20 protein-coding genes, 1 tRNA gene and 1 other RNA gene are annotated in these 25690 nt (G+C 56.0%); 17 read left to right on the top strand and 5 right to left on the bottom strand.

The features are described from left to right. Position 1: 1 nt before the first annotated feature. The 10 genes from D888_RS0113010 (at position 2) to D888_RS0112970 (ending at position 11384) form a co-directional block, all read left to right on the top strand. A complete protein-coding gene (locus D888_RS0113010) occupies positions 2-2374 on the top strand; it encodes an endonuclease MutS2 (RefSeq protein WP_020676994.1) in 2373 nt (790 codons plus the stop codon). Beyond that, the gene (gene dnaG, locus D888_RS21650; protein WP_020676993.1) at positions 2371-4110 is read left to right on the top strand and encodes a DNA primase; all 1740 of its coding nucleotides are present in this window, start codon (positions 2371-2373) and stop codon (positions 4108-4110) included. Before D888_RS0113010 ends, dnaG begins: the two co-directional genes overlap by 4 nt. 130 nt (positions 4111-4240) lie before the next feature. Beyond that, complete coding sequence (gene rpoD, locus D888_RS0113000; RefSeq protein ID WP_020676992.1) at positions 4241-5995, top strand: RNA polymerase sigma factor RpoD; 1755 nt, start codon at positions 4241-4243, stop codon at positions 5993-5995. Positions 5996-6063: 68 nt separating this feature from the next. Continuing rightward, positions 6064-6140 (top strand) — tRNA-Ile (locus D888_RS0112995). A 207-nt stretch (positions 6141-6347) separates the two neighbouring features. Next, a complete protein-coding gene (locus D888_RS0112990) occupies positions 6348-7475 on the top strand; it encodes a Nif3-like dinuclear metal center hexameric protein (protein WP_020676991.1) in 1128 nt (375 codons plus the stop codon). Between the two features lie 39 nt (positions 7476-7514). Further along, a complete protein-coding gene (locus D888_RS21645) occupies positions 7515-8222 on the top strand; it encodes a zinc ribbon domain-containing protein (RefSeq protein WP_020676990.1) in 708 nt (235 codons plus the stop codon). Positions 8223-8242: 20 nt separating this feature from the next. Next, an RNA gene (rnpB, locus tag D888_RS23500) (RNase P RNA component class A) lies at positions 8243-8618 on the top strand. 59 nt (positions 8619-8677) lie between these two features. Further along, positions 8678-9229: a hypothetical protein gene (locus D888_RS23220; RefSeq protein WP_020676989.1), complete on the top strand. Its 552-nt coding sequence runs from the start codon at positions 8678-8680 to the stop codon at positions 9227-9229. A 23-nt stretch (positions 9230-9252) separates the two neighbouring features. Further along, entirely contained in the window at positions 9253-10284 is a 1032-nt protein-coding gene (locus D888_RS0112975) for an LOG family protein (protein ID WP_026362381.1), read from the top strand. Then, positions 10281-11384, top strand: coding sequence for a hypothetical protein (locus D888_RS0112970; RefSeq protein WP_026362380.1), 1104 nt, complete (start codon positions 10281-10283; stop codon positions 11382-11384). Before D888_RS0112975 ends, D888_RS0112970 begins: the two co-directional genes overlap by 4 nt. A 108-nt stretch (positions 11385-11492) precedes the next feature. On the opposite strand, the gene D888_RS0112965 is transcribed toward D888_RS0112970, so the two are convergent. From D888_RS0112965 to upp, 5 genes are all read right to left on the bottom strand, one after another. Beyond that, complete coding sequence (locus D888_RS0112965; RefSeq protein WP_020676986.1) at positions 11493-13508, bottom strand: molybdopterin-dependent oxidoreductase; 2016 nt, start codon at positions 13506-13508, stop codon at positions 11493-11495. Positions 13509-13530: 22 nt separating this feature from the next. Then, on the bottom strand, positions 13531-13881 hold the full coding sequence (locus D888_RS0112960) for a translation initiation factor Sui1 (protein ID WP_020676985.1): 351 nt from the start codon (positions 13879-13881) through the stop codon (positions 13531-13533). A 129-nt stretch (positions 13882-14010) separates the two neighbouring features. Next, positions 14011-14622 carry an HAD family hydrolase gene (locus tag D888_RS0112955; protein WP_020676984.1) on the bottom strand — a complete coding sequence of 204 codons (612 nt, stop codon included), beginning with the start codon at positions 14620-14622 and terminating at the stop codon, positions 14011-14013. A gap of 63 nt (positions 14623-14685) precedes the next feature. Beyond that, the gene (locus D888_RS0112950; RefSeq protein WP_020676983.1) at positions 14686-16017 is read right to left on the bottom strand and encodes a DUF1015 domain-containing protein; all 1332 of its coding nucleotides are present in this window, start codon (positions 16015-16017) and stop codon (positions 14686-14688) included. A 357-nt stretch (positions 16018-16374) separates the two neighbouring features. After that, entirely contained in the window at positions 16375-17001 is a 627-nt protein-coding gene (gene upp, locus D888_RS0112945) for a uracil phosphoribosyltransferase (protein WP_020676982.1), read from the bottom strand. A 252-nt stretch (positions 17002-17253) separates the two neighbouring features. On the opposite strand from upp, the gene D888_RS0112940 reads away from it, so the two are divergent. The 7 genes from D888_RS0112940 (at position 17254) to D888_RS0112910 (ending at position 25649) form a co-directional block, all read left to right on the top strand. Further along, positions 17254-17514 carry a hypothetical protein gene (locus D888_RS0112940; protein ID WP_020676981.1) on the top strand — a complete coding sequence of 87 codons (261 nt, stop codon included), beginning with the start codon at positions 17254-17256 and terminating at the stop codon, positions 17512-17514. Between the two features lie 28 nt (positions 17515-17542). Continuing rightward, positions 17543-18493 (top strand): Ig-like domain-containing protein, encoded by a 951-nt coding sequence (locus D888_RS0112935; protein WP_245555045.1) that lies wholly within the window; start codon positions 17543-17545, stop codon positions 18491-18493. Positions 18494-18697: 204 nt separating this feature from the next. Beyond that, a complete protein-coding gene (locus tag D888_RS0112930; protein ID WP_020676979.1) occupies positions 18698-20281 on the top strand; it encodes a peptide chain release factor 3 in 1584 nt (527 codons plus the stop codon). Positions 20282-20365: 84 nt separating this feature from the next. Then, a complete protein-coding gene (locus tag D888_RS0112925; protein ID WP_020676978.1) occupies positions 20366-21052 on the top strand; it encodes a YiaD family glycine zipper/OmpA-like lipoprotein in 687 nt (228 codons plus the stop codon). A 91-nt stretch (positions 21053-21143) separates the two neighbouring features. Continuing rightward, the gene (asnS, locus tag D888_RS0112920; protein ID WP_020676977.1) at positions 21144-22526 is read left to right on the top strand and encodes an asparagine--tRNA ligase; all 1383 of its coding nucleotides are present in this window, start codon (positions 21144-21146) and stop codon (positions 22524-22526) included. Beyond that, entirely contained in the window at positions 22513-24234 is a 1722-nt protein-coding gene (locus D888_RS0112915) for a transporter substrate-binding domain-containing protein (RefSeq protein WP_020676976.1), read from the top strand. The genes asnS and D888_RS0112915 overlap by 14 nt, the downstream gene beginning before the upstream one ends. Continuing rightward, complete coding sequence (locus D888_RS0112910; RefSeq protein WP_020676975.1) at positions 24231-25649, top strand: sigma-54-dependent transcriptional regulator; 1419 nt, start codon at positions 24231-24233, stop codon at positions 25647-25649. The genes D888_RS0112915 and D888_RS0112910 overlap by 4 nt, the downstream gene beginning before the upstream one ends. Positions 25650-25690: the final 41 nt, after the last annotated feature.

The following is a 25690-nucleotide window of genomic DNA, read 5'->3' as shown; positions in this document are numbered from 1 at the left end:
GATGGAAATCGTAACCAGCACCTTAGTCCGATTGGAATTTGACGCCGTGCGCGGCCTGCTGGCTAAACGCACGGCATCGGCGCCGGGCCGCCTTCTGGCTGAGCAGCTGGTGCCGCTGGAATCACATCAGGCCGTGCTTCTCGCGCTGGAAGAAGTAGGTGAGGCGCAACATTTACTTGCGGATGGAACGCCGCCTCTGGCGAATAATGCGGTACTGAGCTCAACCTTGAAACGCTCGGCGGCGAGCGGCAGTCTCCTCGGAGCAGAACAGTTACAGCAGGTCCGTGACGCGATTGAAGCGGCCGGACGTTGTCGCAACTGGGCGGATCCACTGGAGGTTGAGAGCCGTCTGGCGTGCCTTTGTCTGGAATTGGATCCTTTATCCGGCCTGTTGCGGCGTTTGCAGTTATCGATCGGCGCGCGTGGCGAGATCCTCGACAGTGCATCCTTTGAGCTTGGCGATATCCGCCGCGAATTACGACAGCTTCGCGGTCAGATCAAACAGCAATTGACCCGTCTGCTTGCCGGTTCAGAGGTCGCGGGCTGTTTTCAGGACGAATTGATTACGGTCCGTAACGGGCGCTATGTCGTGCCGCTTAAGGCAGATTATCGGGGTCGCATCAAGGGCCTGGTTCACGATGAGTCAGCCAGTGGTCAGACGCTCTATTTTGAACCAGAGTTGGTTCTGGCCGGCAATAGTCGCCTGCAGCAGCTGCTCCAGGAAGAGCAGCGCGAAGAGCGTCGGATCCTGTTGCAGTTGACCGATCTGGTTCGCCAGTATCGGACTGAACTTGCACGAAATGAAGAATTGCTGGCGCGCCTTGATCTGCGATTTGCCACGGCCCGTCTGGCTGGTGAGTATAACGGTCAGATCCCTCTGCTGGTCGATGAACCTCTGATTGATCTGCGTGAGGCGCGGCATCCATTACTGATGGTCGGGACTGGCGAAGAGCTTGAACCTGTGCGAGCGATCCCGATCAATTTGTGTCTGCTGCCGCCCGCTCAGACCCTGGTCATCAGCGGACCCAATACCGGCGGAAAGTCGGTAGCGCTTAAAAGTTTTGGCCTGTTGCTGTTGATGGTGCGGGCCGGTTTGCCGATTCCTTGCGCCGAAGGGAGCCGGCTCTCTTTGTTTGATGCCCTGTTCGTCGATATCGGTGACCAACAGAGCATCAGTGAGCAGCTTTCGACTTTTTCCGGGCATTTGACCCGTTTGAAGGAAATCCTTCGGCAGGCCGGGCCTAATGCCCTGGTCTTGCTGGATGAAGCCGGGACCGGGACCGACCCGGCCGAAGGCGCCGCGCTGGTCATCGCGGCGCTCGAGATGCTTCAGCAGGCTGGTGCACATACGGTATTGACGACCCACCTTGGGCAGCTTAAAAACTGGGCAGCCGAGACGCCGGGTGTCGAAAATGCCGCGGTCGATATAGATCCCGACACCTTGGCACCCAAATATCGGCTGAACTACGGGGTGCCCGGAGCGAGCAGTGCCATGGCCACGGCGAGTCGTCTGGGGCTCCCGACGCCGTTACTGGACAGGGCGCAGCAACTCCTTGGCGAGCAACCCCAGCAGGGGAACGAACTGATTCTCAGCCTTAACCGGCGGCAGCAAGAGCTCGATGCGTTACATCAACAGATTGAGCTGGAACGTGTCGATGCGCGGCGACTGTGGCTGATGCGTCGTGATCAGCTTGAAAAACTGCAACAGCACAAGTCACGGGTTCATGCCCAGGCGGTGCAGCAGGCGGAAGGGCTGATCGCCGAAACAACCCGGCAGTTGCGCCGCTTGAAGCGCGATGCCGACATCGGCACCAGTGCCAAGGCGCAGGTCGCGGTTGCCGGCAAGCTCGACGAGGTCAGACAGCAATTGGCGCCTTTTCGGCCCCTGCAAAAGCCTCGGCGTACCAGCGGGCAGGCCCCTGAAGTGGGTGAGCTGGTTCGGGTGATTCCTCTTGATCTGACCGCCGAGGTGGTCAAGATTCAAGGGAAGGACGTGGAGCTGCAAATTAGTGGCAAGCGGATACGCCAACCTTTGGCGCAGGTTGAGGCCCTGACTCCACGGCGTTTTGCACGGCGTAGTGAGCGGCAAGCGACCTCGGTCAGCAGGCCAGCGGTATCCGAGTCTCAGGCGATGCGGCTGGTGTTGGTCGGGCAACGGATCGAGCCGGCCCTGCAGGCCCTGGAGCGTTTTCTGGATGATGCACTGCTGGCCAGTTTGGAGCAGATCGAGATCGTCCATGGTAGCGGCACCGGCGCCCTGCGTAAGGCTGTGCGTGAATATCTGGCCAGACAGCGATTTGTGACTGCCTTTTATGCCGCGGCGGCTGAAGATGGAGGGGAAAAAATCACGGTAGCCGAGCTGGGGAGCGGATGAAGGGAAGTATTCCTGACGACAAAATTCAGCAAATGCGTGACGGGGCCGATATGTTCGAGCTGGTGTCGCGCTATGTGCAGCTGAAGCGTTCAGGCGCAAATTATGTCGGGCTTTGTCCTTTTCATAGTGAGAAGTCGCCATCTTTCAGTGTCAACCCCGGCCGTCAGATCTTTAAATGTTTTGGTTGCGGTGTCGGTGGCGACGCCTTTGAATTTTTGATGAAAATAGAGGGGCTAAGCTTCCCTGAGGCTGCGCGACGGATCGCAGGGGAGGTGGGGGTTGATATTGAGGAGACCCAACTCTCACCCGAAGAGGACCGGCGCCGTCAGGAACGGGACCGGCTGCAACGGGTGAATGCGGTCGCGGCGGAATTTTTTCATCGTCAGCTGATCGAGTCCCCTGAAGCTGAAGCCTGTCGGCAGTATCTCAATCGCCGTGGCTATGGCAAGACCAGCGCTGCTGAATATCAGCTGGGTTACGCGCCTGATCGTTGGGATGCGCTGACTGGGCACTTCCGCCAGCAGGGGGTCGAATTGGATGATGCGCGTACGCTGGGTTTGATCCGGCGTCGTGACAAGGGAGAGGGAGATTACGATCTGTTCCGTGGTCGCCTGATCTTTCCGATTCATGATCTAAGCGGGCGGATAGTCGCTTTCGGCGGGCGGATCCTGGGTGATGGCCAGCCGAAGTATATTAATTCGACGGAATCACCGATCTACCACAAAGGGCAGGTGTTGTTCGGCCTTTTTGGGGCACGTCAGGCGATCCGGCAGGCGACGGAAGTCATCCTGGTCGAAGGTTACTTCGATCAGCTGGCGCTGGCTCGTGCCGGGGTCGGCAACGCTGTCGCCACTTGCGGCACGGCACTGACAGTCGAACATGCCCAGTTACTTAAGCGCTACGCCAAGCGGGTGCTTCTGCTGTTCGATAATGACAAGGCCGGGCGCAACGCCACCTTCAAGGCGATGGAGCTTTTGCTGCCAGGAGGTCTTGAGACGGCGGTGATTGAGCTCGATGAGGGAGAGGATCCTGATTCATTCCTGCAGAAACGCGGGAAAGAGGCCTTCGCTGAGCGATTGCAGGCGGCCCGCCCTGTGCTTGAACTCTATATGCAGGAACAGCTTGCCTCCGCCCCGGCGAACCCCTCGGGGGTGTCGCGCGCCGCGCAACAGGTCCTGGAAAAGCTGGTGTTGCTGCCCAATCCGCTGGAGGTTGATCTGTCGCTGAAGGAGCTGGCTCAATGGACGGAGATCGAAGTCGATCTGTTGCGCCAGCAGCTTGAACAGGTCAGGCATCAGCAACATGAGCGTGAGGCACGCTCAAGACGATCCGCATCTTCTTCTGAAATAGCGCCGCAAGTACCGCTACCAGCAGAAGCAAACCTGGCGGTGAAGGGAAGGTCAGCGGATAAGTTGACTCCGGCCGACGGCAAGTTGCTGAAAATGATCATTTTTGAAAAAGATGGACGCGGGCAGGTCGAGGTACAGGGAGTTGATACCTTCTTTTTTGAGCCTTTCGCGTGCCGGTTGGCGTCAGAGTTGCTTCAGCAATTGGCGGGAGTTGTCCCGGGTCAGGAGTTGACCCGATTGCAACAACGGCCGGAATTGCTGGCTCAGTTGCCGATGCCGCTGGAGTACGATTCGGTTGAATATGCTGGCGTCTGGCGCCAGATGTTGGAAAATAATCGGCGCAAGACGGCCGACAAACGCAGGCGGCAACAGGTGAAAGATCTATAGTTGAGTTGATTCATCGGTTATTTGCTCTGGCGGGAGTTTACTCCTCGGCAGAAGACGTTAAACTAGGGTAAGATTTTGCTCTGAACGAGATATCCGCTACGGGCGGATACCGGAGGAGAAGAGAAGAGAAATGGCAAAAAAAACCAATCCTGAAGAGGTTCAGCAACTTATCGAACTTGGCAAAGAGAAGGGCTTCTTGACCTATGACGAGGTCAATGACGTTCTCCCGTCCGACATGGTTTCATCGGATCAGCTCGATGATATTATGGGGATGTTCGGCGACATGGATATCGAAATTGTGGAATCTGAGGCCAAGGCACCGCACAAAGGTGATTCGGATGACGAAGATAGCGATGACGAGGATGTCGAGCTTGAAGCGGGAACCCTTGGCCGAACCAGCGATCCGGTGCGGATGTATCTGCGTGAAATGGGACAGGTTGCTCTCCTGACCCGTGAGGGCGAAGTCGTTATCGCAAAGCGGATAGAGGATGGCGAGACGCAGGTGACCAAGGTTGTCATGCGTACGCCGGTTGCCTTTACCGAAGTGATGACCCTGCTCACCCGACTTGAAAAGGGGACTATCGGTGTCTCCGAGATTACCCGTGAGTATGATGAGGAAGAAGGTGGCGAGGTCGAAGGGCGACAGCGGCAGCGTCTGCTCGAAATACTCGAGATACTGCGACCGATTGAGGTGCGCTTGTTGGCACTGCAAGAGGAGTTGGCTGGTGAACTGCCACTAAAAACGCGCGCCAACCTTGAAAAAGACCGGGCCGCCGTACTGCTGGAAATGACCGATCATCTACATAAGATCCGGCTTAAGGACTTTCAGGTCGCCAAAATTGTCGACCGCCTCAAGGAGATGGGGAATCAGGTCAAAAAAGGCCAGCTTGAAATTATGGCCTGCGAGCAGGAGCTGGGACGGCCATATAAGGATATCCGCAGCCTGTTGCGTAAAATGCGCAAGAGCGAAGAAGACGCCTGCGCCGTTGCCGAAGAGCTTAAGGTGTCGGGTGACACCCTGCTGACAGTTGAAAAACGGTTGAAGGGCGCCAAGCGGAAGTTCAAGAAGGTCAAGGATGATTCAGGCTTTGAGGCTGAAGAGCTGGTTGAATATTTAAAAGAAGTCCACAAGGGGGAATGGCTGGCGAAAAAAGCTAAGTCCGAACTGGTAGAAGCGAACCTGCGGCTGGTTGTCTCGATTGCCAAGAAATATACCAATCGCGGGCTGCAGTTTCTCGATCTGATTCAGGAAGGTAATATCGGCCTGATGAAGGCGGTCGATAAGTTTGAGTATCAGCGAGGGTATAAATTTTCGACCTACGCAACCTGGTGGATTCGTCAGGCGATTACCCGCGCCATCGCTGACCAGGCCCGGACCATCCGGATTCCGGTGCACATGATCGAGACGATTAATAAACTGATCCGCACCACACGCCAACTGGTTCAGGAGCTAGGTCGGGAGCCGATCCCCGAGGAGATCGCTGACCGGATGGATCTGCCGCTCGAAAAGGTGCGTCGCGTCCTGAAAATCGCCAAGGAACCGATCAGCCTTGAAACCCCGATTGGCGAGGAAGAGGATTCTTCCCTTGGGGATTTTATCGAGGATAAGGGGGTCATCTCGCCCCTCGAGGCGGTCATCAAGGGCAATCTTTCCGATCAGACGGCACGTGTTCTGGCCTCACTGACCCCGCGTGAAGAGAAGGTCCTGCGTATGCGCTTTGGCATCGGCGAAAAATCGGACCACACCCTCGAAGAGGTTGGACAGGATTTCAATGTTACGCGTGAGCGGATTCGCCAGATCGAAGCCAAGGCACTGCGTAAGCTGCGCCATCCGAGTCGCGCCAAGCGGTTAAAGGGGTTCGTGCAAACGGACTCTAATAGCTAAGCAAGAGGCAAAATTCCTTGACAGCCTGAGGTGATATTGCTTAGTATCTGCTCTTGTCGTTTTTTCGCGGGCCTATAGCTCAGTTGGTTAGAGCCGCCGGCTCATAACCGGCTGGTCCCAGGTTCGAGTCCTGGTGGGCCCACCAGTTTTCCCAGCGGCCATCAGGTCGTTACTGACACAGGTGAAAACAGCTTGAAAAGAAAATTGACAAGTGTGTGGCAGCGAACCCGCATCGGGATTGCTTACCACCAGGGTAAAGCGGCTCAAGCCGTCGAGGGGGAAAACCAGATTTGAAATAGAAGAGTGCACCGAGAAACCGGTGCACTCTTTCTTTTTGTGCCAGAGGGCAGAGATGGCAAAGTCAAAAATCATTCGCGTTCAGGATATTGGCGGACTGCTCAACCGCTTATATCCTCAGGCATTGGCTGACGATTGGGATAATGTCGGTTTGCAGCTAGGGGATTCCGCCACTGCGGTTGAGCGCGTGCTGGTATGTCTTGACGTTGAAGAAAAGGTGATCTTGCGTGCCGAAGAGCTTGGCGCGCAGTTGGTGATTTCACATCATCCGCTGATCTATAAACCGCTAAAACGCATCGCACCGATTGATGAACCAGGGCGCACCATTTTTCGGGCACTCCGTCAGGGGGTGTCAGTCATCAGTGCCCATACCAATCTCGACCGGGCCAGGGGCGGGCTTAACGATTGGCTGGCTACGCGGGTTGGCTTGAGGCAGGTCACCCCTTTGGAACAAGGGGTTGGAAATTTACTCAAGCTGGTGGTGTTTGTTCCTTGCGGACATGAAGAAGCGGTCAAGGATGCACTCTTTAGCGCCGGAGCAGGGGAGATCGGGGCTTACGACCGTGTTTCGTTTCAAAGCAAGGGTCATGGCGGTTTCCGCTGCGGGACAGAAACCACCCCTTTTATCGGCACGCCGGGAGAACAGGAGGCCGTCGATGAGGTCCGGGTTGAAACCGTTCTCCCTGCGGCACTGGCCAGCAAAGTCGTCGCGAAGCTGCTTAAGGTCCATCCCTACGAGGAGGTGGCCTTCGATCTCTATCCGCTGGTCAATCAGCGCTCTGATGTTGGTCTGGGGCGCATCGGTCAGCTCCCGGAAGCGCTCCAGCTGAACGAGTTTATTATAAAGATCAAGCAAGCACTGGATGTGAAACATCTGCGCATGGCAGGCCCTGCAGACAAGTTGATAAAAAAGGTCGCCGTCTGTGGTGGCAGCGGAGCTTCGCTGATTTCTGAAGCCTTGCGGCAGGGGGCTGATTGCCTGCTCACGGGAGATGTAAAATATCACGATGCCCAAAGGGCTCGTGCCGAGGGCCTGGTCCTGATAGATGCAGGGCATTTCGGTACAGAGATTCTGATGGTGAAACATTTGAGTGAACGACTCAGGCGCGCTGCGACCGATCAGCAGTGGGCGCTCGAAATTATAGAAATGACCGGTGAGGAAGATCCCTTTCAGTGGATCTAGTCACTGACGGATAAACTTTGGCAACAGACGGAGGATAATGTGTACGAAAAGATGAACCTTCTCAGGGAACTGCAGGAAGTCGATCAGGAACTGGCCGAACTGGCAACCGCTCGCGCGGGCTTTGAAGGTGAACTTCAGGGACTTTCCGATGAGAAAATACGGGTTCAGGGGATGGTGGACGAGCTGCAGTCTCAATTGGATGAACTCCAGGGCGAAGAAGCTCAATTCCGGCGGGAGCAGGTGGCTGAAAAAGACCAGATCATAAAGGTCGAGAGCCGCTTGCCGGATATTCAGACGCAGAAAGAGTATGTGGCCGTCTTAAAAGAGATCGACATGGCAAAGAAGGCCAGCCTCGAAACCCAGGCCAAGATAGCGGCAAAAGATAAAGAGATCGCCGAACTCCAGGCCGATTTTGACGAAAAGCAGACAGAACTGACTGCTATTTCCGAGAAATGTGCTGCCCGGCAGGCCGAAGTGGACAGTCTTCTGCAAGAGAGCGACAAGAAATACAGCGCACGTCAATCAACGCGTGACAGTCTTGCGAAGGATCTGCCGAAATCACTGCTGAGTAAGTATCAGCGGATTTTTACCCGCCGCGGTGGACTGGCGGTCGCCCGCGTCATCGAAGGGGCCTGTCTGGGCTGCAATATGCAACTCCCTCCCCAGCAGTATAATCGATTGCAGCGCGGTACAGAGCTCCAGAGTTGCCCTCACTGCAACCGCCTGCTCTATATGGATCGGGACTAACTCAGAGAACTTCAGTGGTTGAAGAAGGACAGACGATCGCCGGTCTGCTGTAAGGGCAGACGGGAGGAAAGTCCGGGCTCCACAGGACAGGATGGTCCCTAACGGGGACCGGGGGCAACCCTAGGGCCAGTGCCACAGAGAGAAGACCGCTCTGCGTTGCAGAGTAAGGGTGAAAGGGTGAGGTAAGAGCTCACCGGCTCCGGCGGTGACGTCGGAGGCCAGGTAAACCCCATCCGGAGCAAGACCGAATAGAGGAACGATTGAGGGCGGTTCGTCCGAGGTTCCCGGGTTGGTTGCTTGAGGTCGTCGGCAACGGCGACCCTAGATGAATGATCGTCGCCCTGAGGTGGGTAACTGCTTCAGGGAACAGAACCCGGCTTACGGACTTCTTTAACCACTTTTTTTCGGCAGCACCGCAGTCATGTGGTGCTGCCTTCTTTTTAAGGTTCAATGCCATGTCGCAATCACTCAAGCGCACACAGCTTTGGCAGCAACTTGTCTCTCAGATTCAGGCTGAATACATCCAGCTCCCCGAGGCTGAAAAAGGCTGGATTCATTCAACCTGTCTCAACATTTCGGCATTACAGCTCGAGCTTGATCAATTGTTCCAAAGGGGGGATGGTCCACAACAGTGCAGTGATTGCCGCGGGGATTGCTGCGAGCTCGGGCATAATCATCTGACCCTCGCCAATCTGTTGCTGTTGCTGTCCCAGGAAATCCCGGTCCCGACACTCGACTATAAGAAAACCTGCCCCCTTTTAGGGGACCAGGGATGTCTTTTAACGCCACAGCAACGTCCTTACGCCTGTATCAGTTTTCTGTGTGATAGACTTGAACCGCAGCTGTCGCCTGACCAGATCTCTCATTTTTACGCTCTTGAAGCTGAACTGCGCCGGCTTTATTATGCTTTCTCCCGGCGCTACGCCGGTGGCGGCATGTCCGGCCTGCTGCTGGTCGCTGGTCGTTTACAGGGACAACCTTTTCTGCGCCGGATCGATACCGTTTGACCCTTTTTATTGGAGCTGATGAGATGGAGCTACATTTTGATCGCCACAATGGCGAAATCGATCGTCTTATTGATGAATTGATGGCACGGGTCGGGGTCTATCATCCTGAAATGATTCGTCAGATGATTCTGGGCGCGCTCAAGTCCGGGCAGGAAAATGATTATTTGGCCGATCAAAAATTGATGCGCACCACCATGAAGGAGATGCGCTTCACTAATAAGGTCTTCGCGCCATATCGCAACCGCCGGAAAGTCAGCATCTTCGGTAGCGCAAGGATCTCACCCGAGGATCCGCTTTATCGAAAGTGCGTCGAATTTTCACGCCTTCTCGTCAAACGTGGCTACATGGTGATTACCGGTGGCGGTCCCGGGATCATGCAAGCTGGCAACGAGGGCGCCGGAGCGGAAAATTCATTTGCGATCAATATCGAACTGCCTTTTGAGCAACACACCAACCCGGTGATGGATGGTAGTGACAAGGCGATTAACTACAAGTATTTCTTTAACCGAAAGGTCGCTTTTTTGAAAGAGGCTGACGCTGTCGTGCTCTTTCCTGGAGGGTTCGGTACCCTTGACGAGGGGATGGAGATCATGACCCTGATTCAGACCGGGAAAAATCCGCCGATTCCGTTGGTGATGATTGATGATGACAACGGCGGTTACTGGGATAAGTTTCTGGATTTTATTCGTGACCCGCTGTTCAAGCGTGGCCTGATCAGCGCCGAAGATTTCAGCCTCTTTACCATCACTCGTGATCCGCTTGAGGCGGTGAATCTGATCGATGACTTTTATCGAAACTATCACAGCACACGATTTGTTAAGGGGAAGCTGGTCATCCGTCTCAATCGAGCGCTCGATTCCGAACATCTCAAGGTGCTGCGGGATGAATTCAGTGAGATCATCACCCCGGGAGGTCATTTACAACTGACGAGTGCTCTCCCGGAAGAGGCTGATCAGCCCGATCTAAGTCAGCTGCCGCGGCTTACGATGGAGTTCAATCGTCGTAGCTACGGTCTTCTCCAGGCGTTTATTCGCCGCATCAACTCTTTTGAATGATGGACAGTCTTCCGGTCAGCCCCTTGCGGGTTCCATTGAAAAAGTCCGATCTGGTACAGATGCTGGAGCTGCTGCGCTTAAGCTGGAAGTTACAGGCAATGCCTGCCTATCAGCAGCTGATCGCAGCAGAGCTCCCGGCTTCCGCGCGTATGGTTACGGGTACGGCGGGGGTGATGATGGGGTACGATTTTCATCTCACCGAAGATGGCCCACGCCTGATCGAAATCAATACCAACGCCGGAGGGTCAGCGCTTGCGCTACGGGCCTGTCATGGTGAGCCGACGCTGACCCCGTCCTTAAAGCGCCGCCTGGGGCAGATGTTTGAGCGCGAATGGTCCGATTTTTGTGAGGCCCGGCGTCCCCTGCAGAGGCTGGTGATTCTCGATGAGAATCCGCAGCAGCAGCATCTTTATCCCGAAATGAAACGCTTTGCCGGTTGGCTGGAGGCAGCCGGCATTGAGGTTCATATCGTCGACCCAGTCGAGCTTGAGGCGGATGCGAGAGGTGTGAGCCTTGCCGGAAAAGTGGTCGACCTGATCTATAATCGGCACTGTGATTTTTATCTGGATGATATCTCGATGGCGGGTATTCGCAGCGCCTATCTGGCGCGGAAGGTCTGTCTGACCCCCAACCCGTTTATTTATGGGCAACTTGGTGACAAGCGACGCTTGAAACTTTGGACTCAAGCCGAGAAAATGGCGGGGTTGGGACTCTCCGTCGTTGAGATTGGCCTTCTGCAGCGATTGATCCCGGCAAGTTGCCTGTTGGCTGATTTTGATCCAAATGAATTATGGGAACTCCGTAAGGAGAAGGTCTTTAAGCCGGTCGCCCGTTATGGCAGCAAGGGGGTATTGCTGGGCAAGACTATCTCTCGTAAACGCTTTGCCGAACTTGAGCCTTTTGACACCCTGGTGCAGCAACTGGTGCCGCCGTCGCAGATATCAGACCCCGCAGGGAACGCCTTCAAGCTGGACCTGCGACTCTACGCCTGGCGAAATCATGCCCTCGGCATAGCGGCGCGGCTCTATCAGGGGCAAGTGACCAACCTGAACACCGTCGGCGGCGGATTTGCGGCAGTGGTTCTCGAATCCAACGCATGATCTGACTTTATAAATTGGCAGCACATACAATTGAGACCGGCATAGACCCCGTCTTTCACTAATTCATGTCAGAAGTGCATGGGGTCGCCGCGTATTTTTACCCGGTATTTAACTATGAGGCGGGCGGCCTGCCGCGCGTCGCAGCTCAATCTGGTTGTCATAAAAGGTGCTGCCACCCCCCAGATCGGTCAGGTGTTGCGCGGTCAGGGCGTTCACTGTGCGACTCCCCCGGACAAATTCACACCACCAGACCCCCTCGGCAATCGCCAACCCGGTAGGTACCCCTTCATCCAGTAACAGTAAAAAATCAACTTCGCCCAGGGCATTGAAAGCAGTGACTCGTTCTCCCGAGGTCAGACCGCGTTCGGCCGCTTCGCCGGGATGAATCTTGACCTGCATCTCTGTGTCGCGCAGATCATCGCGTTCGAAGAAGGTTGAATTTAAGGTTTTTAACGCCGGCGCAGTCACCAATTGCAGCGGGAAGCCGCTGGTGGTCGGAGGCAGATAGCGCGGCAGGGGCTCGTCGATACTGGCGTTCAGAATCTCTATTTTGCCGGAAGATGTGGCATAGCCTGAACCCTGTGGAGGAGGTCTGAGCAAGGCAGGGCGTCCGGCGGCGAGGGACTTCATGTCGACCCCCCGCCACCAATCGTTGGTGCTGAGTTGCTCGATCTTCTCCTCGGCACTCTGATAAAACCCGGCATCCTCATAGCCCATCGCCTTGGCCAGAAGAGCAAATACTTCGAGATTCGATTTTGATTGACCTACTGGAGGGATGAGCGGGCGGGTGCGTTGCACTGTATAGCTGCCGTAGGCGCGGTAGATGTCGCTGGTCTCCAGCGAACTGCAGGCCGGCAGGACGATATCGGCATAGCGCGCGCTGTCAGTCAGGAAGCGCTCGTGGACGACGCAAAACAGATCCTCGCGCGCCAGGCCTTCGAGCACCCGGTTCTGGTCGGGAGCGACTACCGCCGGGTTGGAGCAGTAGATGAACAGGCTCTTGAGCGGCGGATCGGTAAGCTTGTTCAACGCATCCCCGAGCTGACTCATGTTGATGCTGCGGGGTGGCCGCTCTGGCAGCAGGTCGCGCCGTTCGACCTGCTGCATATCGAAGGCCGCACCAGTGCTGGTGCCGACGAAACAACCGCCGCCCGGTTTTCCCCAGGCCCCGATCAGCGCCGGGAGCGCGACGATACAGCGCACCGACATCGCCCCGTTGGCGTAGCGGGAGACGCCGCCGCCCAAGCTGATAAAGGGGGCCCTGGCCGCGGCGAAGACCCGAGCCAGTTCTTCAATCTGCGCGCTGGACAGTCCGGTGATGCGGCTGACAGCTGCGGGTGAATAGGCGGGCAGGATCTGTGCCTCAAGTTCGCTGAATCCCAGCACCTGCTGCGCGATAAACTCCTGGTCGCAGAGTCCGTCCCGTGTCCAGATATGCATCAACCCCAAAGCCAGAGCCGCGTCGGTTCCCGGTTTTAACAGCAGGGTTCGGTCGGCGAGCCCGGCGGTCTGGTTGCGATAGAGATCGATCATCCAGACCCTGGCCCCCTTCAGCTTCGCCTGTTTGACCAGCTGCAAGAAGTGAATATTGGTGGCCGCCGCATTGCTGCTCCAGAGGATGACCAGGTCGCTGTGCAGCACGTCCGTCGGGTCCGGCGCCGGGGTCTCACCCATCAGCGCTTCCCAGCCGGCGCCCTTGGCAGGGGTGCAGATCCCGCGCACCAGCTGTGATGCACCCATGCGATGAAAGAAGGGGTGCCCGGCGTTGCGTTGAATCACGCCCATCGTCCCCGCATAAGAGTAGGGGAGAATCGCCTCGGGGCCGTCGGTGGCGATGATCTCGCGCCAGCGGGTCGCGATGCTGGCGATCGCTTCGTCCCAGGAGATCGGGCGGAATTGGCCTGCCCCCTTGGCTCCGCAGCGCAGTAGCGGGGTGGTCAGGCGGCGCTCTGAATGAACGGTTTTTTCATAATGATTCATCTTGGCGCATAGGCTGCCGCGCGTCATGGGATGGTCCGGATCTCCCGTGACGCGCAAAACCTGGTCGTTTTTAACTTCGACCAGCAGCCCGCAGCAGTCGGGACAATCGTAGGGGCAGACGGAAGGCAGTAGCTTTGCTGTCATGTGTCGGACTCCACTGAGTGATTCAACCACCGGCTTTTTTGGCGTGATAGCCTTTTTTGAGCAATTCTTCGATCAGCAGATCGCGCTGGTCGGTCTGGATTTCAATGATGCCGTTTTTGACCGTGCCGCCGCAGCCGCAGCGCTGTTTCAACTCCTTCGCCAGGTCTTTGAGTTGCGCCTCGGCCAGCGGCAGGCCACTGATCAGACTCACCCCCTTGCCTTTACGCCCTCTGGTCTGACGTTCGACCCGCACCGGCCCCTCGCTCTTTTTTGGGGAGGCCTGGCAACTGCATTTTTTCAGGGCCTTGCCGCACCTGGGGCAGTCGGTCCCGATCTCGTCTGAATAGACCAGGCGGTTGTCGGTGTTTTTCATCTGTATTCCTTAAGTGAATACGGGTTCTGGGGGATAGCGACGCTGAGTGTAAACCTCTCTGAATTTTCAAAAAAATTATTTGGCGGTCAGCCGGTTTTTTTTTGACCTCAGGGTAACACCCCTGTTTGTTCAGACTTCGGAGGGGTGAACCCCTAATTCAAGCAGAGCTTCGCAGGTTTGACCGTAGCTCTGGTGTTGAATGCCATGCCAGCCGCAGTTCTGTGCCCCGATCACGTTTTCGAGCCGGTCATCGATAAAGACCACCTCGGTCGGGGTAAAACCGAAGCGTTTTTCGGCGAGGGTATATATTTCGCGCGCCGGTTTCATGTGGCCGACTTCACAGGAAGGAAAGGCGTCCTTACACATATCCATCAGTGCGAAGCGTTCACAAAGATACTGCCAGTGAATGGCACCGGTGTTTGACAGGATATAGACCTGCAGCCGTGATTTCAGCTGCCGGGCCAGATGCAACATCTGTGGCATCGGAGTAAAGATGCCGCACCAGACCAGCTGCAGTTCAGGCTCCGTAAGCGGTGCGCGGAGCAGCGCATTGATCCCCCGCAGAAAAGCGCCGGTCGAGAGCCGGCCGTGTTCGTAGTCGATCAGATTGACCCGCTCGGCAAAGTCTTCAGCGTCGCGAATCTGTGCTCCGCGACTGCGCAGCAAAGGTAGAAATTGACGGTACGAAAAATCGACCAGCACCTTGCCAAGATCAAAGACCACATGATTGATCTGCTGCATGAAAAGACAGTCCTTTGCTGAAAACTGGGAATGCCCTTCATTTTCAGGGCCAAGCGGCTCAACTTAACGAATGCGCCGGCATTCGAGATAGAATCGCTTCTCGTCAGCTTCCCCCATCGAAAAAGTTTTGCGCGGCAGGGCGCCGTCGATAATGATGGTGCGGAAGAAATTGTCTTTCGAGATCGCGGGGAGATAGAACCCGGCGTTGTTGGCATGTTTGCCGAGACAGCTTACAGCCTCTTCGCCATGAATATAGTCAATCCGGGTGGGAGGCTGGTTTGTCAGATAGTCATCCAGAAAGGTCTGGAGACTTGCGACATCCAGGCTCAGTTGCGGGGCTTTGAGATGGCAATAACCGAATCGTCCGGCCAGAATGCAGCAGAAGCCCTGACCTTCATGGGCCGCTTCGGCCAGCGCCTGAGCCGCTGCCAGGGTCTGGCAGGGGGTATAGGTGAATTGCTCGCCGTGACCGTTGAACCAGAGCTCCATTTCCTGCAGCAGATGCGCCGGGTTGATATTGAACAGTACCCGGTGGATCGCTTCAAATTCCAGCCCCGGATCGTGCAGGTTGACCAGTTCGACCAGCGCGTAGCGGGCCGGATGAGTCATAATCTCCTGCTGGTCGGTCGCCTGCGCTTTCAGGTTTTCCCAGATCGCCTTGGCTGTTGCAAAGCTGTGATTACCGTCCCCCATGGCGTAGAGCATGACCTCGCTCTCTACCTGGTAACGTGAACGGTAGCTCTGCGGATCGGCCAGGTGGGTCAAGGCCTCAACCACCTGCTCAATCTGAGCAGGCTGATCGATTCGATACCCTTTGATATGACCGCCATTGGCGATCAGCTCAAAATCGTAAAGCGGCTCGGGATGGGTGTTGAACAGCGGTTCAATTACGGTCCGGTTCGGATCGTCGATCAGCACCATGATATGCGGCAGTTCAATCGGGGCGTTTTCGCGTACCTTGATCCGCGGCGGCAGCCGATCCAGAATCGTTCCTTCGGTGGCGCGGATCAGTGAGGTGGCGCCCTTGTTGTAATCGTACTGTTCCAGATCGAGAGCTACCATCAACCCCTTGCGCGATTCGACCTCGGAGGTTTTGCGGTCGACCAGAATAAAACCGGCGGGCTGCTCAATCAGTACGCCAGAGGCCAGGTAGTGCTCCATGGTCTGATTGATCTCCCTGATTCGTGACGCACCGTCCGGCGCTTCCAGGTAGACTTCCGGAAACACCAGCCTCAGGGTCGAGGGGACGCCTGCGGTTTCAACCGCCAGCCGTTGCCAGTAGTCTTCATCCGAAGAGTACTGATCGCAGGCGATGACCGCCCAGTGGTGCATGTCTTTCCCCTTTTCAGGGAGTAGAATCTGGGGGACTTGTAGCCCGATGCCGGGATAGTTCATTTGGGTGTGATCCTTTGGGTTGGGTGAAATAAAGGATATTTCTATCATGTTTTTTTAGTGATGAGAACCGTGAGAACCAGGTTAAACGCTTAAAAATAGCCTGTAAAGAGCAGGTCGGACAAACTTCATGCCGTGCGAGTAAAAATTGAAATCATCCTGGCGCAAGCGGTGAAGTGTATCCGAAGAAATCAACCGGAGGAGCAAGCAGTTCACCTGCTTCTCTGGATCGCCTGTTGTGGCCAGAAACAGCGCCCGTTCACATCAACAGACTGCGAGGCACTGAGGTCTGACGATAAAAGCCAATAACATGCACTGTTATTGGCTTTTGTCGGTGAAGACGTTCTCTGGCCGGGCTGGCTACTTGGTGCCGAAGATCTTGTCGCCGGCATCACCCAGACCGGGCAGGATGTAACCATTTTCATTGAGGCGCTCATCGATGGAGGCGACATAGATGTCGACGTCGGGGTGTGCTTTGGTGACCCGTTCGATACCCTCCGGGACCGCAACCAGAAAAATACCGCGGATGCTGGTGCAGCCATGCTGCTTGAGCATGCAGATGCAGGCATCCAGCGAGCCTCCGGTTGCCAGCATCGGATCAAGGATGAGGGCGGTCCGATTCTCCATGTCACTGGCCATTTTTTCGAAGTAGGTGACCGGTTCCAGGGTCTCTTCGTTGCGGTAGAGACCGACGACGCTGACCTTGGCGCTGGGAATCAGGTCGAGGACGCCATCCATCATCCCCAGACCGGCTCGTAAAATCGGCACTACGGTGATTTTTTTCCCCTTAATGCGATCAACTTCGACTGGGCCGCTCCAGGCTTCAATTATCTCCTTCTCGGTTTCGAGATCCTTGGTCGCCTCATAGGTCAACAGGCGTGCGACCTCAGAGGCCAGTTCACGAAACGCCTTGGTGCTGATATCGGCATGTCGCATCAGTCCCAGTTTGTGTTTAACCAGCGGATGGTTCACTTCAAAAACGGCCATGTTTCGTTTCTCCCGGAAGTATTTTGATTAAATTCCCCAGCACCTTAATCGTTTGACCCGCCGAGGGTCAAGATCGAACTTTTTGCTCAAGGAGGTTGGGGATTTCGCGCCAGTACCGTTCAAATGACGGGATTCATCACGGAGCGTCTGAATGTATGTTGCCGCTGACGCCGTGGTTGCAGGAGAAAAGAGTCAAAATATTTTGAGGCATGATATCTGCTTGCGTAGGGCGTGACGATGGAGCGCTGAATCATGGTGGTGCGATTTTTTCTGATGAGTTTGCTGCTGTTTGGAGCCGGTTGTGCGTCACCTGTGCTGCGCGTACCCCGGGTATTGCCGCCCGGATCGCCTGATTTGGCAGCGGATCGGGCGCGTTGTCTTGCGTATGCCGAACGCTTCGGGGTGATAAGTCTCGCCCCGCTGTTGGGGAACAAAGCCCAGAATCAACCCGACCGGCGACGTCAAAATTATTTGTTTCTCATGTGTATGCAGGAGAAGGGCTATCGTTTTTAGCCTGCGTAAGAGGAGTGGAAAATTGAAGATGAAATCTCTGCTGTTGCTGCTGGTCATGTTGGCCCTGGTCGGTTGTGCCAGGCCTCCTGAGCAGATCTATACCCACCCCAAAACTGGTAAGGCCGATCTCACGGTGGATCTTGGCGAGTGTGCGGCTGTGGCCGACCGGTTCGGCTTTATCAATATGAGCCCGGTGCATAATTATCCCATGGCTGACATGAAGGATTATTTCCAGCGCAAGAAGGTTTTCAACTTCTGTATGCTGAAAAAGGGTTACGAGAGGGGCGAATCAATCACGGTCGATGAAACGACTACCAGCGTCATTGTTGCCGATTCCTTCCTGACGACGGGAGAAACCTCCCTGGTGACCATCTCCTTCAATACGGCAGTCGGCGGCCTGGAAAAGAGCGACCTGACCGTTACCAACGGCACGTTGTCAGAGGTCAAAACGACCGATCGCGGCCTGACCTGGACGGCGATTCTGACACCCACGCCTGGCGTGGAAGCGGCTAATAACGTTATTGCCCTGGACAATTCCGGCGTTATTAATGCCGTGAGTAATCCTGGCAGCGGAATTACCTATTCAAACCCTTACAGCATCGACAGTCTGCGTCCCACCGTTGCGATCAATATCAACCCCACCGCTCTGGGGAGTGCGTCGGTCGATTTCGCGACGACTGACATCTCAGTCGCAAACGGGACCTACAGCTCCATCGTAAACTTCATCTTCAGTGAAGCTCCGGTCGATTTTTCCGAGAGTGACATCAGCGTCGCAAATGGCGTCATCGGTTCTCTGGTGAAGGATGATGCCACCCACTACCACGCGACCTTTACCGCGGCGAAAAATTTTGTGGGACGTGGCTCTATAACGGTTAACGCCGCCAAGTTTACCGATGCGGCACGCAATGAAAATGCTGCGGCAATTCCGGTCAGCGTTGCGATTGACACCCTGCACCCAACAATCACTGCCTATCGATGACATCACCGGACTTATCGCCTCCGTCGCTCTTCCAGGCTTTTGTCCGAGCGGGAGGATTGAGGGTGCAACGGGTGATAATTCAGGCGGCAGATTAAAATAGGGAGTTCAGTCTCCCCGTAATTTCAGCTATAATGATCGGCTCGACAGTGTTGTCGGGCCGATTATTTTTTATTTTTCTTAATATTGCAGATAAGGATCAGTCCCTTGAGTCACAGGCTGCTCAAAGAGATCGCCAAGCGTCGTACCTTCGGCATTATCAGTCACCCCGATGCGGGAAAGACTACCCTGACCGAAAAGCTGCTGCTCTTCGGCGGCGCCATCCAGATGGCCGGCGCGGTCAAGTCGCGCAAGACCAGCCGGCATGCCACCAGTGACTGGATGAGTATCGAAAAAGAGCGCGGCATCTCGGTCACCACCAGTGTGATGAAGTTCAATCATCACGACTATGAGATCAACCTGCTTGATACGCCAGGCCACCAGGATTTTTCCGAGGATACCTATCGGGTGTTGACGGCGGTCGACTCGGCGCTGATGGTGATCGACAGCGGTAAGGGGGTTGAGCCGCAGACCGAAAAGCTGATGGAGGTCTGCCGCATGCGTAATACCCCGGTGCTGACCTTCATCAACAAGCTGGATCGTGAAGGTCTGGCACCCCTCGACCTGCTGGCTGATATTGAAGATAAGCTGCAGATTGAGTGCTCGCCGCTCTCCTGGCCAATCGGCATGGGGAGACGCTTCAAGGGGGTATACAATCTCTATCGTAATGAGCTCAATCTGTTTAACCCCGGTTCGGGACGCAGCGAAGAACGGATCAAGATTGCCGACCTCAACGATCCGCGCCTGGATGAACTGCTCGGCCGGCAGGCCGATGAGTTGCGTGAAGATATCGAACTGCTGAAAGGTGCGGCCACCCCCTTAAATCGTGACGAATATTTGAAAGCCAGCCAGAGCCCGGTTTTTTTCGGCAGTGCGATCAATAACTTCGGGGTAGAAGAGATGCTTGACGCCTTCTGTGAACTGGCTCCGGCGCCAGGACCGCGCATGACCACGACTCGCATGGTTGAGCCGAGTGAAGAGGATTTTTCCGGATTCGTGTTTAAGATTCAGGCGAATATGGACCCGGCGCACCGCGACCGGATCGCCTTTTTACGCATTTGCAGCGGCAAGTTTACCCGCGGTATGAAGGTCCGGCATCACCGGATCGGCAAGGAGGTTGCGCTCGGCAACGCCACCATCTTCATGGCCCAGGACCGCGCCAACGTCGAGGAGGCCTACCCCGGGGATATCATCGGGCTGCATAACCACGGCACGATCAAGATCGGTGACACCTTCACCCCCAAGGAAGAGTTGAAATTTACCGGCATCCCCAATTTTGCCCCGGAGCATTTCCGCCGGGTGCGGCTGAAGGATCCCCTCAAGTCCAAACAGCTGCAGAAGGGTCTCTTTCAGCTCGCTGAAGAGGGGGCGGTGCAGGTGTTTAAACCCCTGTCCGGTTCAGAATTTATTCTGGGGGCGGTCGGAGTGCTGCAGTTTGAGGTTACGATGGAGCGCCTGAAGTCGGAATACAATGTCAACGCTGTCTATGAAGGGGTCAATTACACCACCGCACGCTGGATTCAGTCGAGCGACAAGAAGCGCCTCGCCGATTTTCAGAAGAAACATCTAAATGATCTCTCCGAGGACGCCGAAGGACATCTGACTTACCTCGCCGCCAGTGAGTGGCGACTTGGACATACTATGGAAGAGTGGCCCGGGATAGATTTTTTGAAGGCCCGTGAACATAGCTGATGGACGTGTTTTTACAGGGTCAATTTATGCTAGACTTTCTTGACCGTGGTTTCATGCAGATACAGAAATATTCGAGGAGATAAAATGAAAATCCAGAAACAAGTCCTGATTGCCTTTTCTCTTTTGACCCTGATCCTTGCTGGTTGTATCCAACCCAACGACCCGAATAAAAACACCAAGCAGAAGGCTGGCATCGGCGCCGCCGTTGGGGCTTTGGCCGGGGCGTTCATCGGTTATCAGGCGGATCATTCAGGCGGCGCGCTCAAGGGCGCACTGATCGGCGGCGCTGCTGGTGGTGCCCTGGGGGCTGGCGCCGGCTATTACATGGATAAACAGCAAGCCGAGTTCGAACAGGCACTGTCCGCAGAGCGTGCGGCCAACCAGATTGAAGTCGAACGCTTACAGAATGAAAATTTGAAAATTACCATGAATTCTGAAGTCTCTTTCGATTTTAATTCGTCACGCCTGCAACCCGCCTTCGAGCGGAGCCTCGACAAGGTTGCCGATATTCTCACCCGCTATCCGCGGACCAGCATCAAAATCATCGGTCATACCGATAATGTCGGTTCCGAGGTTTATAACCAGCAGCTCTCCGAGAAGCGTGCCATGGCTGTAGGCCATGTCCTGGAAGGACGTGGGGTTGCCGCCTCCCGGATCATCACCAGTGGCCGCGGCGAGTCTGAGCCGCGTGCGACCAACGATACCGAGGCGGGTCGCCAGTTGAATCGCCGGGTTGAGATGCTGATTGTCCCGGACAGTGATATCAAGTAGCCACAGAATATAAAAAGACCACGAAAAAGGCCCCGGCAGAGATGCTGGGGCCTTTTTACAAGGGCTACAACTCCCAACAACGGAGAAGATGATGCAAACAAGGATTCCCATAAAAAATATTCTGGCGGCAAATCAACCGCAGACCCAGACGAAGGTGTGTGGCTGGGTCCGTTCAGTGCGGAGCGGGAAAGAGGTTTCTTTTATCGCGCTGAATGACGGCAGCTGTTTTGCGACCCTGCAACTGGTGGTTGACCCGCAGCTGCTGGAGACTCTCCCGCCCGGACTTGGCACCGGCGCCTGTTTGAGCGTGATCGGTGATCTGATCGCCTCTCCGGCGGAGGGACAGGACTGGGAGTTGACGGTCACCGCCCTCGAGCTGCTGGGCGGCGTTGATGAGAGTTTCCCGCTGCAGAAGAAGCGTCACAGCTTCGAGTTTTTACGCAGTATCGCCCACCTGCGCCCACGCTCGAACAGTTTCGGCGCCGTTTTTCGCATGCGCAGTGCCCTCGCTTTTGCGGTGCACCAATATTTTCAGCAACGCAACTTTGTCAATGTCCACACCCCGATCATCACTGCCAACGATTGCGAGGGGGCAGGGGAGATGTTCCGGGTGACGACTCTTGACCCGCAAAATCCGCCACACAAAGCGGGACAGGTTGACTGGTCGCGTGACTTCTTTGGCGCGCGCACCGGCTTAACCGTCAGCGGCCAGCTGCAGGGGGAGCTCTTTGCCACCGCCTTCTCCGATATCTATACCTTCGGTCCGACCTTTCGTGCCGAAAATTCCAACACCAGCCGTCACGCCGCCGAGTTTTGGATGATCGAGCCCGAAAGGGCCTTTTGTGATCTGACTGGCAACTGCGATCTGGCCGAGGACTTTCTGCGTTACATGGTTGGCTATGCGCTGGAGCATTGCCGTGAAGATCTCGACTTCTTCGATCAGCGCATCGAAAAGGGCCTGATCGACAAACTGCAGAGCCTGTATAAGGCTGAATTCCATCGCGTCAGCTACACCGCGGCGGTCAGTCAATTGCAGAATTCAGGGCAGAGCTTTGAATTTCCGGTGGTCTGGGGGAACGATCTGCAATCGGAGCATGAGCGGTATCTGACCGAAAAGATCTACGGCGGGCCGGTGTTTGTCACCGATTACCCCAAGGGGATCAAGGCGTTTTACATGCGCGATAACGACGACGGCAAGACCGTCGCGGCGATGGATCTGCTGGTGCCGCGCGTCGGCGAGATTATCGGCGGAAGTCAGCGTGAAGAGCGTCTCGACCGCCTGCAGCAGAAGATGGCCGCCCAGGGGATCGCCGCAGGAGACCTCGACTGGTATCTCGATATCCGCCGCTGGGGAAGCTGTGCCCATGCCGGCTTCGGCCTGGGTTTCGAGCGGCTGCTGATGTACCTGACCGGGATGGAGAATATCCGCGACGTCATTCCCTTCCCGCGGACTCCGGGTCATGCAGATTTCTAGATGGCTCGCGGCGCTGCTGTTCTGCCTTCTGGCAGCGACAGCCGTCCTGGCTGAAGATAATGGTGCCGCCGACCGGACGATTGTGGTCGGCGGCGACCGGAACTACCCGCCCTACGAATTCCTCGATGCCGATGGCCAGCCGGCCGGTTTCAATGTTGAATTAACGCGCGCCATCGCCGAGGTGATGGGGATGGATCTCGAAATTCGTCTCGGCCCCTGGGGGGAGATGCGTCAGGGGCTGGCCTCAGGCAAAATTGATATTCTGCAGGGCATGGCCTGGACACGTGAGCGGACCCGGGAGGTCGATTTTTCGACACCCCACGCCAAGGTCCATCAGTCGATCTGGATCCGCAAAGGTTCGACCGTCAGAAGTTTACAGGATCTGGCCGGGCATGAGGTGATCGTCATGCGTGGCTCCGTGATGCACGACTACATTCTGCAGCGCCCGAAACTGAAGGTGCGTCTGCGCCTGGTTGCAACCCTGGAAGACGCCCTGCGCAGCCTCTCTGCAGGAGTCGCTGATGCCGCCCTGGTTGCCAAGCTGCCGGGTGAATACCTGATTCAAAAGGACGGGTTAGATAATATCACCCCGATCGCCAAGCCGTTGGTGGCGCAGGATTACGGTTACGCGGTCAAAAAAGGGAATGTCGACCTGCTGGCACGCTTCAATGAGGGGCTGGTGCTGCTCAACAAATCTGGTCGTTACCGTCCGATCTATGAAAAATGGCTCGGAGTTTTACCCCGCCCAGGAATCGCTCTCAGCCAGATTGTTCAAATCGGGGCCATTGTCTTGCTGCCTTTATTGCTGATTTTGGGGTTGACTGTCTTCTGGTCGCGGACCCTGAAAAGGCAGGTTGCTCTGCGTACCTTGGATCTTGAACAGGAAGTCGCTAAAAATCGTCAGGCATTTCGTGAGCTTGAGGTCCGGCAGCAACAGCTGATCCAGGCGGACAAACTCTCTTCGCTGGGGATTCTGACCTCGGGGGTGGCACATGAAATCAATAACCCGAACGGCCTGATTCTGCTCAATCTGCCCCTGCTTAAAAAATCCTGGGATGATGCCCTGCGTCTGCTGCAGGAGCATTATCGACTCCAGGGTGACTTCAAGCTCGGCTGGCTTAACTTTTCACGCATGCGCCATGAGATCCCGCAGATGCTCGAAGAGATGCAGCAGGGGGCCAGCCGCATCAAACGGATTGTTGAAGATCTCAAGGACTTTACCCGCCAGGACAGCGCCGAACTGGATGAGGCGGTCGACTTGAGCCAGGTGGCAGAGACGGCGCTCCGCCTGGTCGATAACTCATTGAAGCAGGCGACCGATCATTTCCGGGCGGAGTTGACCCCGGATATGCCGCGTTTTCGCGGCAATGCCCAACGGATTGAACAGGTTCTGGTCAATCTGCTGCTCAATGCCTGTCATGCCCTGAAAAGCCGGGATGAGGCGATTGAGCTGCGTACGGGGGTGCAGGCTGATGGCTGGTTGTTCCTCGAGGTGCGTGATCAGGGTTGCGGGATTGCTGCGGCACACCTGCCGAAATTAACCGATCCGTTCTTTACCACCAGACGTGAAGAGGGCGGGACCGGATTGGGACTTTCTGTTTCTGCCGGAATCGTTCAGGACCATGGCGGCCGGCTTGAATTTACCTCGATTGTGGGCCATGGCACCTCTGTCCTGCTGCTGCTGCCCGCACAAGGAGAATCCTCTTGACCACTGACAAATATCCCGCCTTTAAGATTTTAATGGTCGATGATGAGCTCCCCTGGCTGCGCAGCCTGGGGATGACCCTCGAAGGCCCCGGTGGATTCGAAAATCTGATGCAGTGTGATGACAGTCGTCAGGTGATGAAACTGCTGGCTCAGCATGATGTCGGGGTGGTGCTGCTTGATCTGACCATGCCACACCTGGGAGGGGAGGAACTGCTGCAGTTGATCAAGCGCGATTTCCCGGCGACCCAGGTCATAATCCTTTCGGGGATGAACCAGCTGGAAACTGCAGTCGGCTGCATGCGGCAGGGGGCGTTTGATTATTTCGTCAAGACTGTTGAAGAGGACCGTCTACTTGACGGGGTTAGACGTGCCGTGCGGATGGTCGAACTGCAGCGTGAAAACCATGAAATTCGTCGGCGTTTGCTGGCACCCAAGCTGGAGCATCCTGAAATTTTCAGCGAAATCATCACGCGTGATCCGCGGATGATTTCGGTCTTTACTTATCTTGAGTCGATCGCCGCCTCGCGTCACCCGCTCTTGATTCTTGGGGAGAGTGGCGTCGGTAAAGAACTGATCGCCCGCGTTGCCCACAGGCTGGCGCAACCCGGGGGGCTACTGGTCAGTGTCAATGTGGCCGGACTCGATGACAACGTCTTCGCCGACACCCTGTTTGGGCATCGTAAGGGGGCCTTTACCGGCGCCGAGCGCGACCGACGTGGCATGATCGAACAGGCGACTGGTGGGACCCTGTTTCTGGACGAGATCGGTGATCTGTCGGCCGCGAGTCAGGTCAAATTATTGCGTCTGCTGCAAGAGGGGGAATATTATCCCCTCGGCAGCGATACCCCACAGCATATTCAGGCGCGGGTCATCTGCGCGACTCATCAGGATCTGGCGGCGGCGGTTGCCGCAGGAAATTTCCGCAATGACCTCTATTATCGTCTGCACGCCCACCAGGTGCGGATTCCACCGCTGCGCGAACGGCGCGAGGACATCGCACTGCTGCTTGAGCATTTTTTGGAACTTGCTGCTGCGGAGCTCGATAAATCGGTACCGACCCCACCCCGTGAACTGAGCGCCCTGCTCGGCAGCTACAGCTTCCCGGGGAATATTCGTGAACTGCAGACCATGGTGCAGGATGCGGTCAGTCGGCATCGCGGTGGCGTGTTGTCGATGCAGACTTTTGTTGAACGGACCGGTACCACACGGGAACAGTTGATCCTGGCGACGGACAACCCGTTTACGGATCTGCACGAACTGCCAACGCTTTCGGTCGCGACCGAACTGTTGGTGGATGCCGCTTTGCTGCGGGCCAGAGATAATCAGTCTCTCGCGGCCCGACTTCTGGGGATCTCCCAGCCAGCCCTCAGCAAACGTCTCAAACTCCGACGTCAACCCGACGACAAAGGGGTATAACCAGGGCTATAGCAATAACCCTGGTTATACCGTCAAAATCA

Origin of the sequence: Geopsychrobacter electrodiphilus DSM 16401 (assembly GCF_000384395.1) — a bacterium.
GTDB lineage: Bacteria > Desulfobacterota > Desulfuromonadia > Desulfuromonadales > Geopsychrobacteraceae > Geopsychrobacter > Geopsychrobacter electrodiphilus.
This window is presented reverse-complemented; position numbering and strand designations above follow the sequence as displayed.

Coding starts and splice junctions, on each gene's coding strand:
- D888_RS0113010 (WP_020676994.1), top strand. CDS start 2: ATGGAAATCGTAACCAGCACCTTAGTCCGATTGGAATTTGACGCCGTG.
- dnaG (WP_020676993.1), top strand. CDS start 2,371: ATGAAGGGAAGTATTCCTGACGACAAAATTCAGCAAATGCGTGACGGG.
- rpoD (WP_020676992.1), top strand. CDS start 4,241: ATGGCAAAAAAAACCAATCCTGAAGAGGTTCAGCAACTTATCGAACTT.
- D888_RS0112990 (WP_020676991.1), top strand. CDS start 6,348: ATGGCAAAGTCAAAAATCATTCGCGTTCAGGATATTGGCGGACTGCTC.
- D888_RS23220 (WP_020676989.1), top strand. CDS start 8,678: ATGTCGCAATCACTCAAGCGCACACAGCTTTGGCAGCAACTTGTCTCT.
- D888_RS0112975 (WP_026362381.1), top strand. CDS start 9,253: ATGGAGCTACATTTTGATCGCCACAATGGCGAAATCGATCGTCTTATT.
- D888_RS0112970 (WP_026362380.1), top strand. CDS start 10,281: ATGATGGACAGTCTTCCGGTCAGCCCCTTGCGGGTTCCATTGAAAAAG.
- D888_RS0112965 (WP_020676986.1), bottom strand. CDS start 13,508: ATGACAGCAAAGCTACTGCCTTCCGTCTGCCCCTACGATTGTCCCGAC.
- D888_RS0112960 (WP_020676985.1), bottom strand. CDS start 13,881: ATGAAAAACACCGACAACCGCCTGGTCTATTCAGACGAGATCGGGACC.
- D888_RS0112955 (WP_020676984.1), bottom strand. CDS start 14,622: ATGCAGCAGATCAATCATGTGGTCTTTGATCTTGGCAAGGTGCTGGTC.
- D888_RS0112950 (WP_020676983.1), bottom strand. CDS start 16,017: ATGAACTATCCCGGCATCGGGCTACAAGTCCCCCAGATTCTACTCCCT.
- upp (WP_020676982.1), bottom strand. CDS start 17,001: ATGGCCGTTTTTGAAGTGAACCATCCGCTGGTTAAACACAAACTGGGA.
- D888_RS0112940 (WP_020676981.1), top strand. CDS start 17,254: ATGGTGGTGCGATTTTTTCTGATGAGTTTGCTGCTGTTTGGAGCCGGT.
- D888_RS0112935 (WP_245555045.1), top strand. CDS start 17,543: ATGAAATCTCTGCTGTTGCTGCTGGTCATGTTGGCCCTGGTCGGTTGT.
- D888_RS0112925 (WP_020676978.1), top strand. CDS start 20,366: ATGAAAATCCAGAAACAAGTCCTGATTGCCTTTTCTCTTTTGACCCTG.
- asnS (WP_020676977.1), top strand. CDS start 21,144: ATGCAAACAAGGATTCCCATAAAAAATATTCTGGCGGCAAATCAACCG.
- D888_RS0112915 (WP_020676976.1), top strand. CDS start 22,513: ATGCAGATTTCTAGATGGCTCGCGGCGCTGCTGTTCTGCCTTCTGGCA.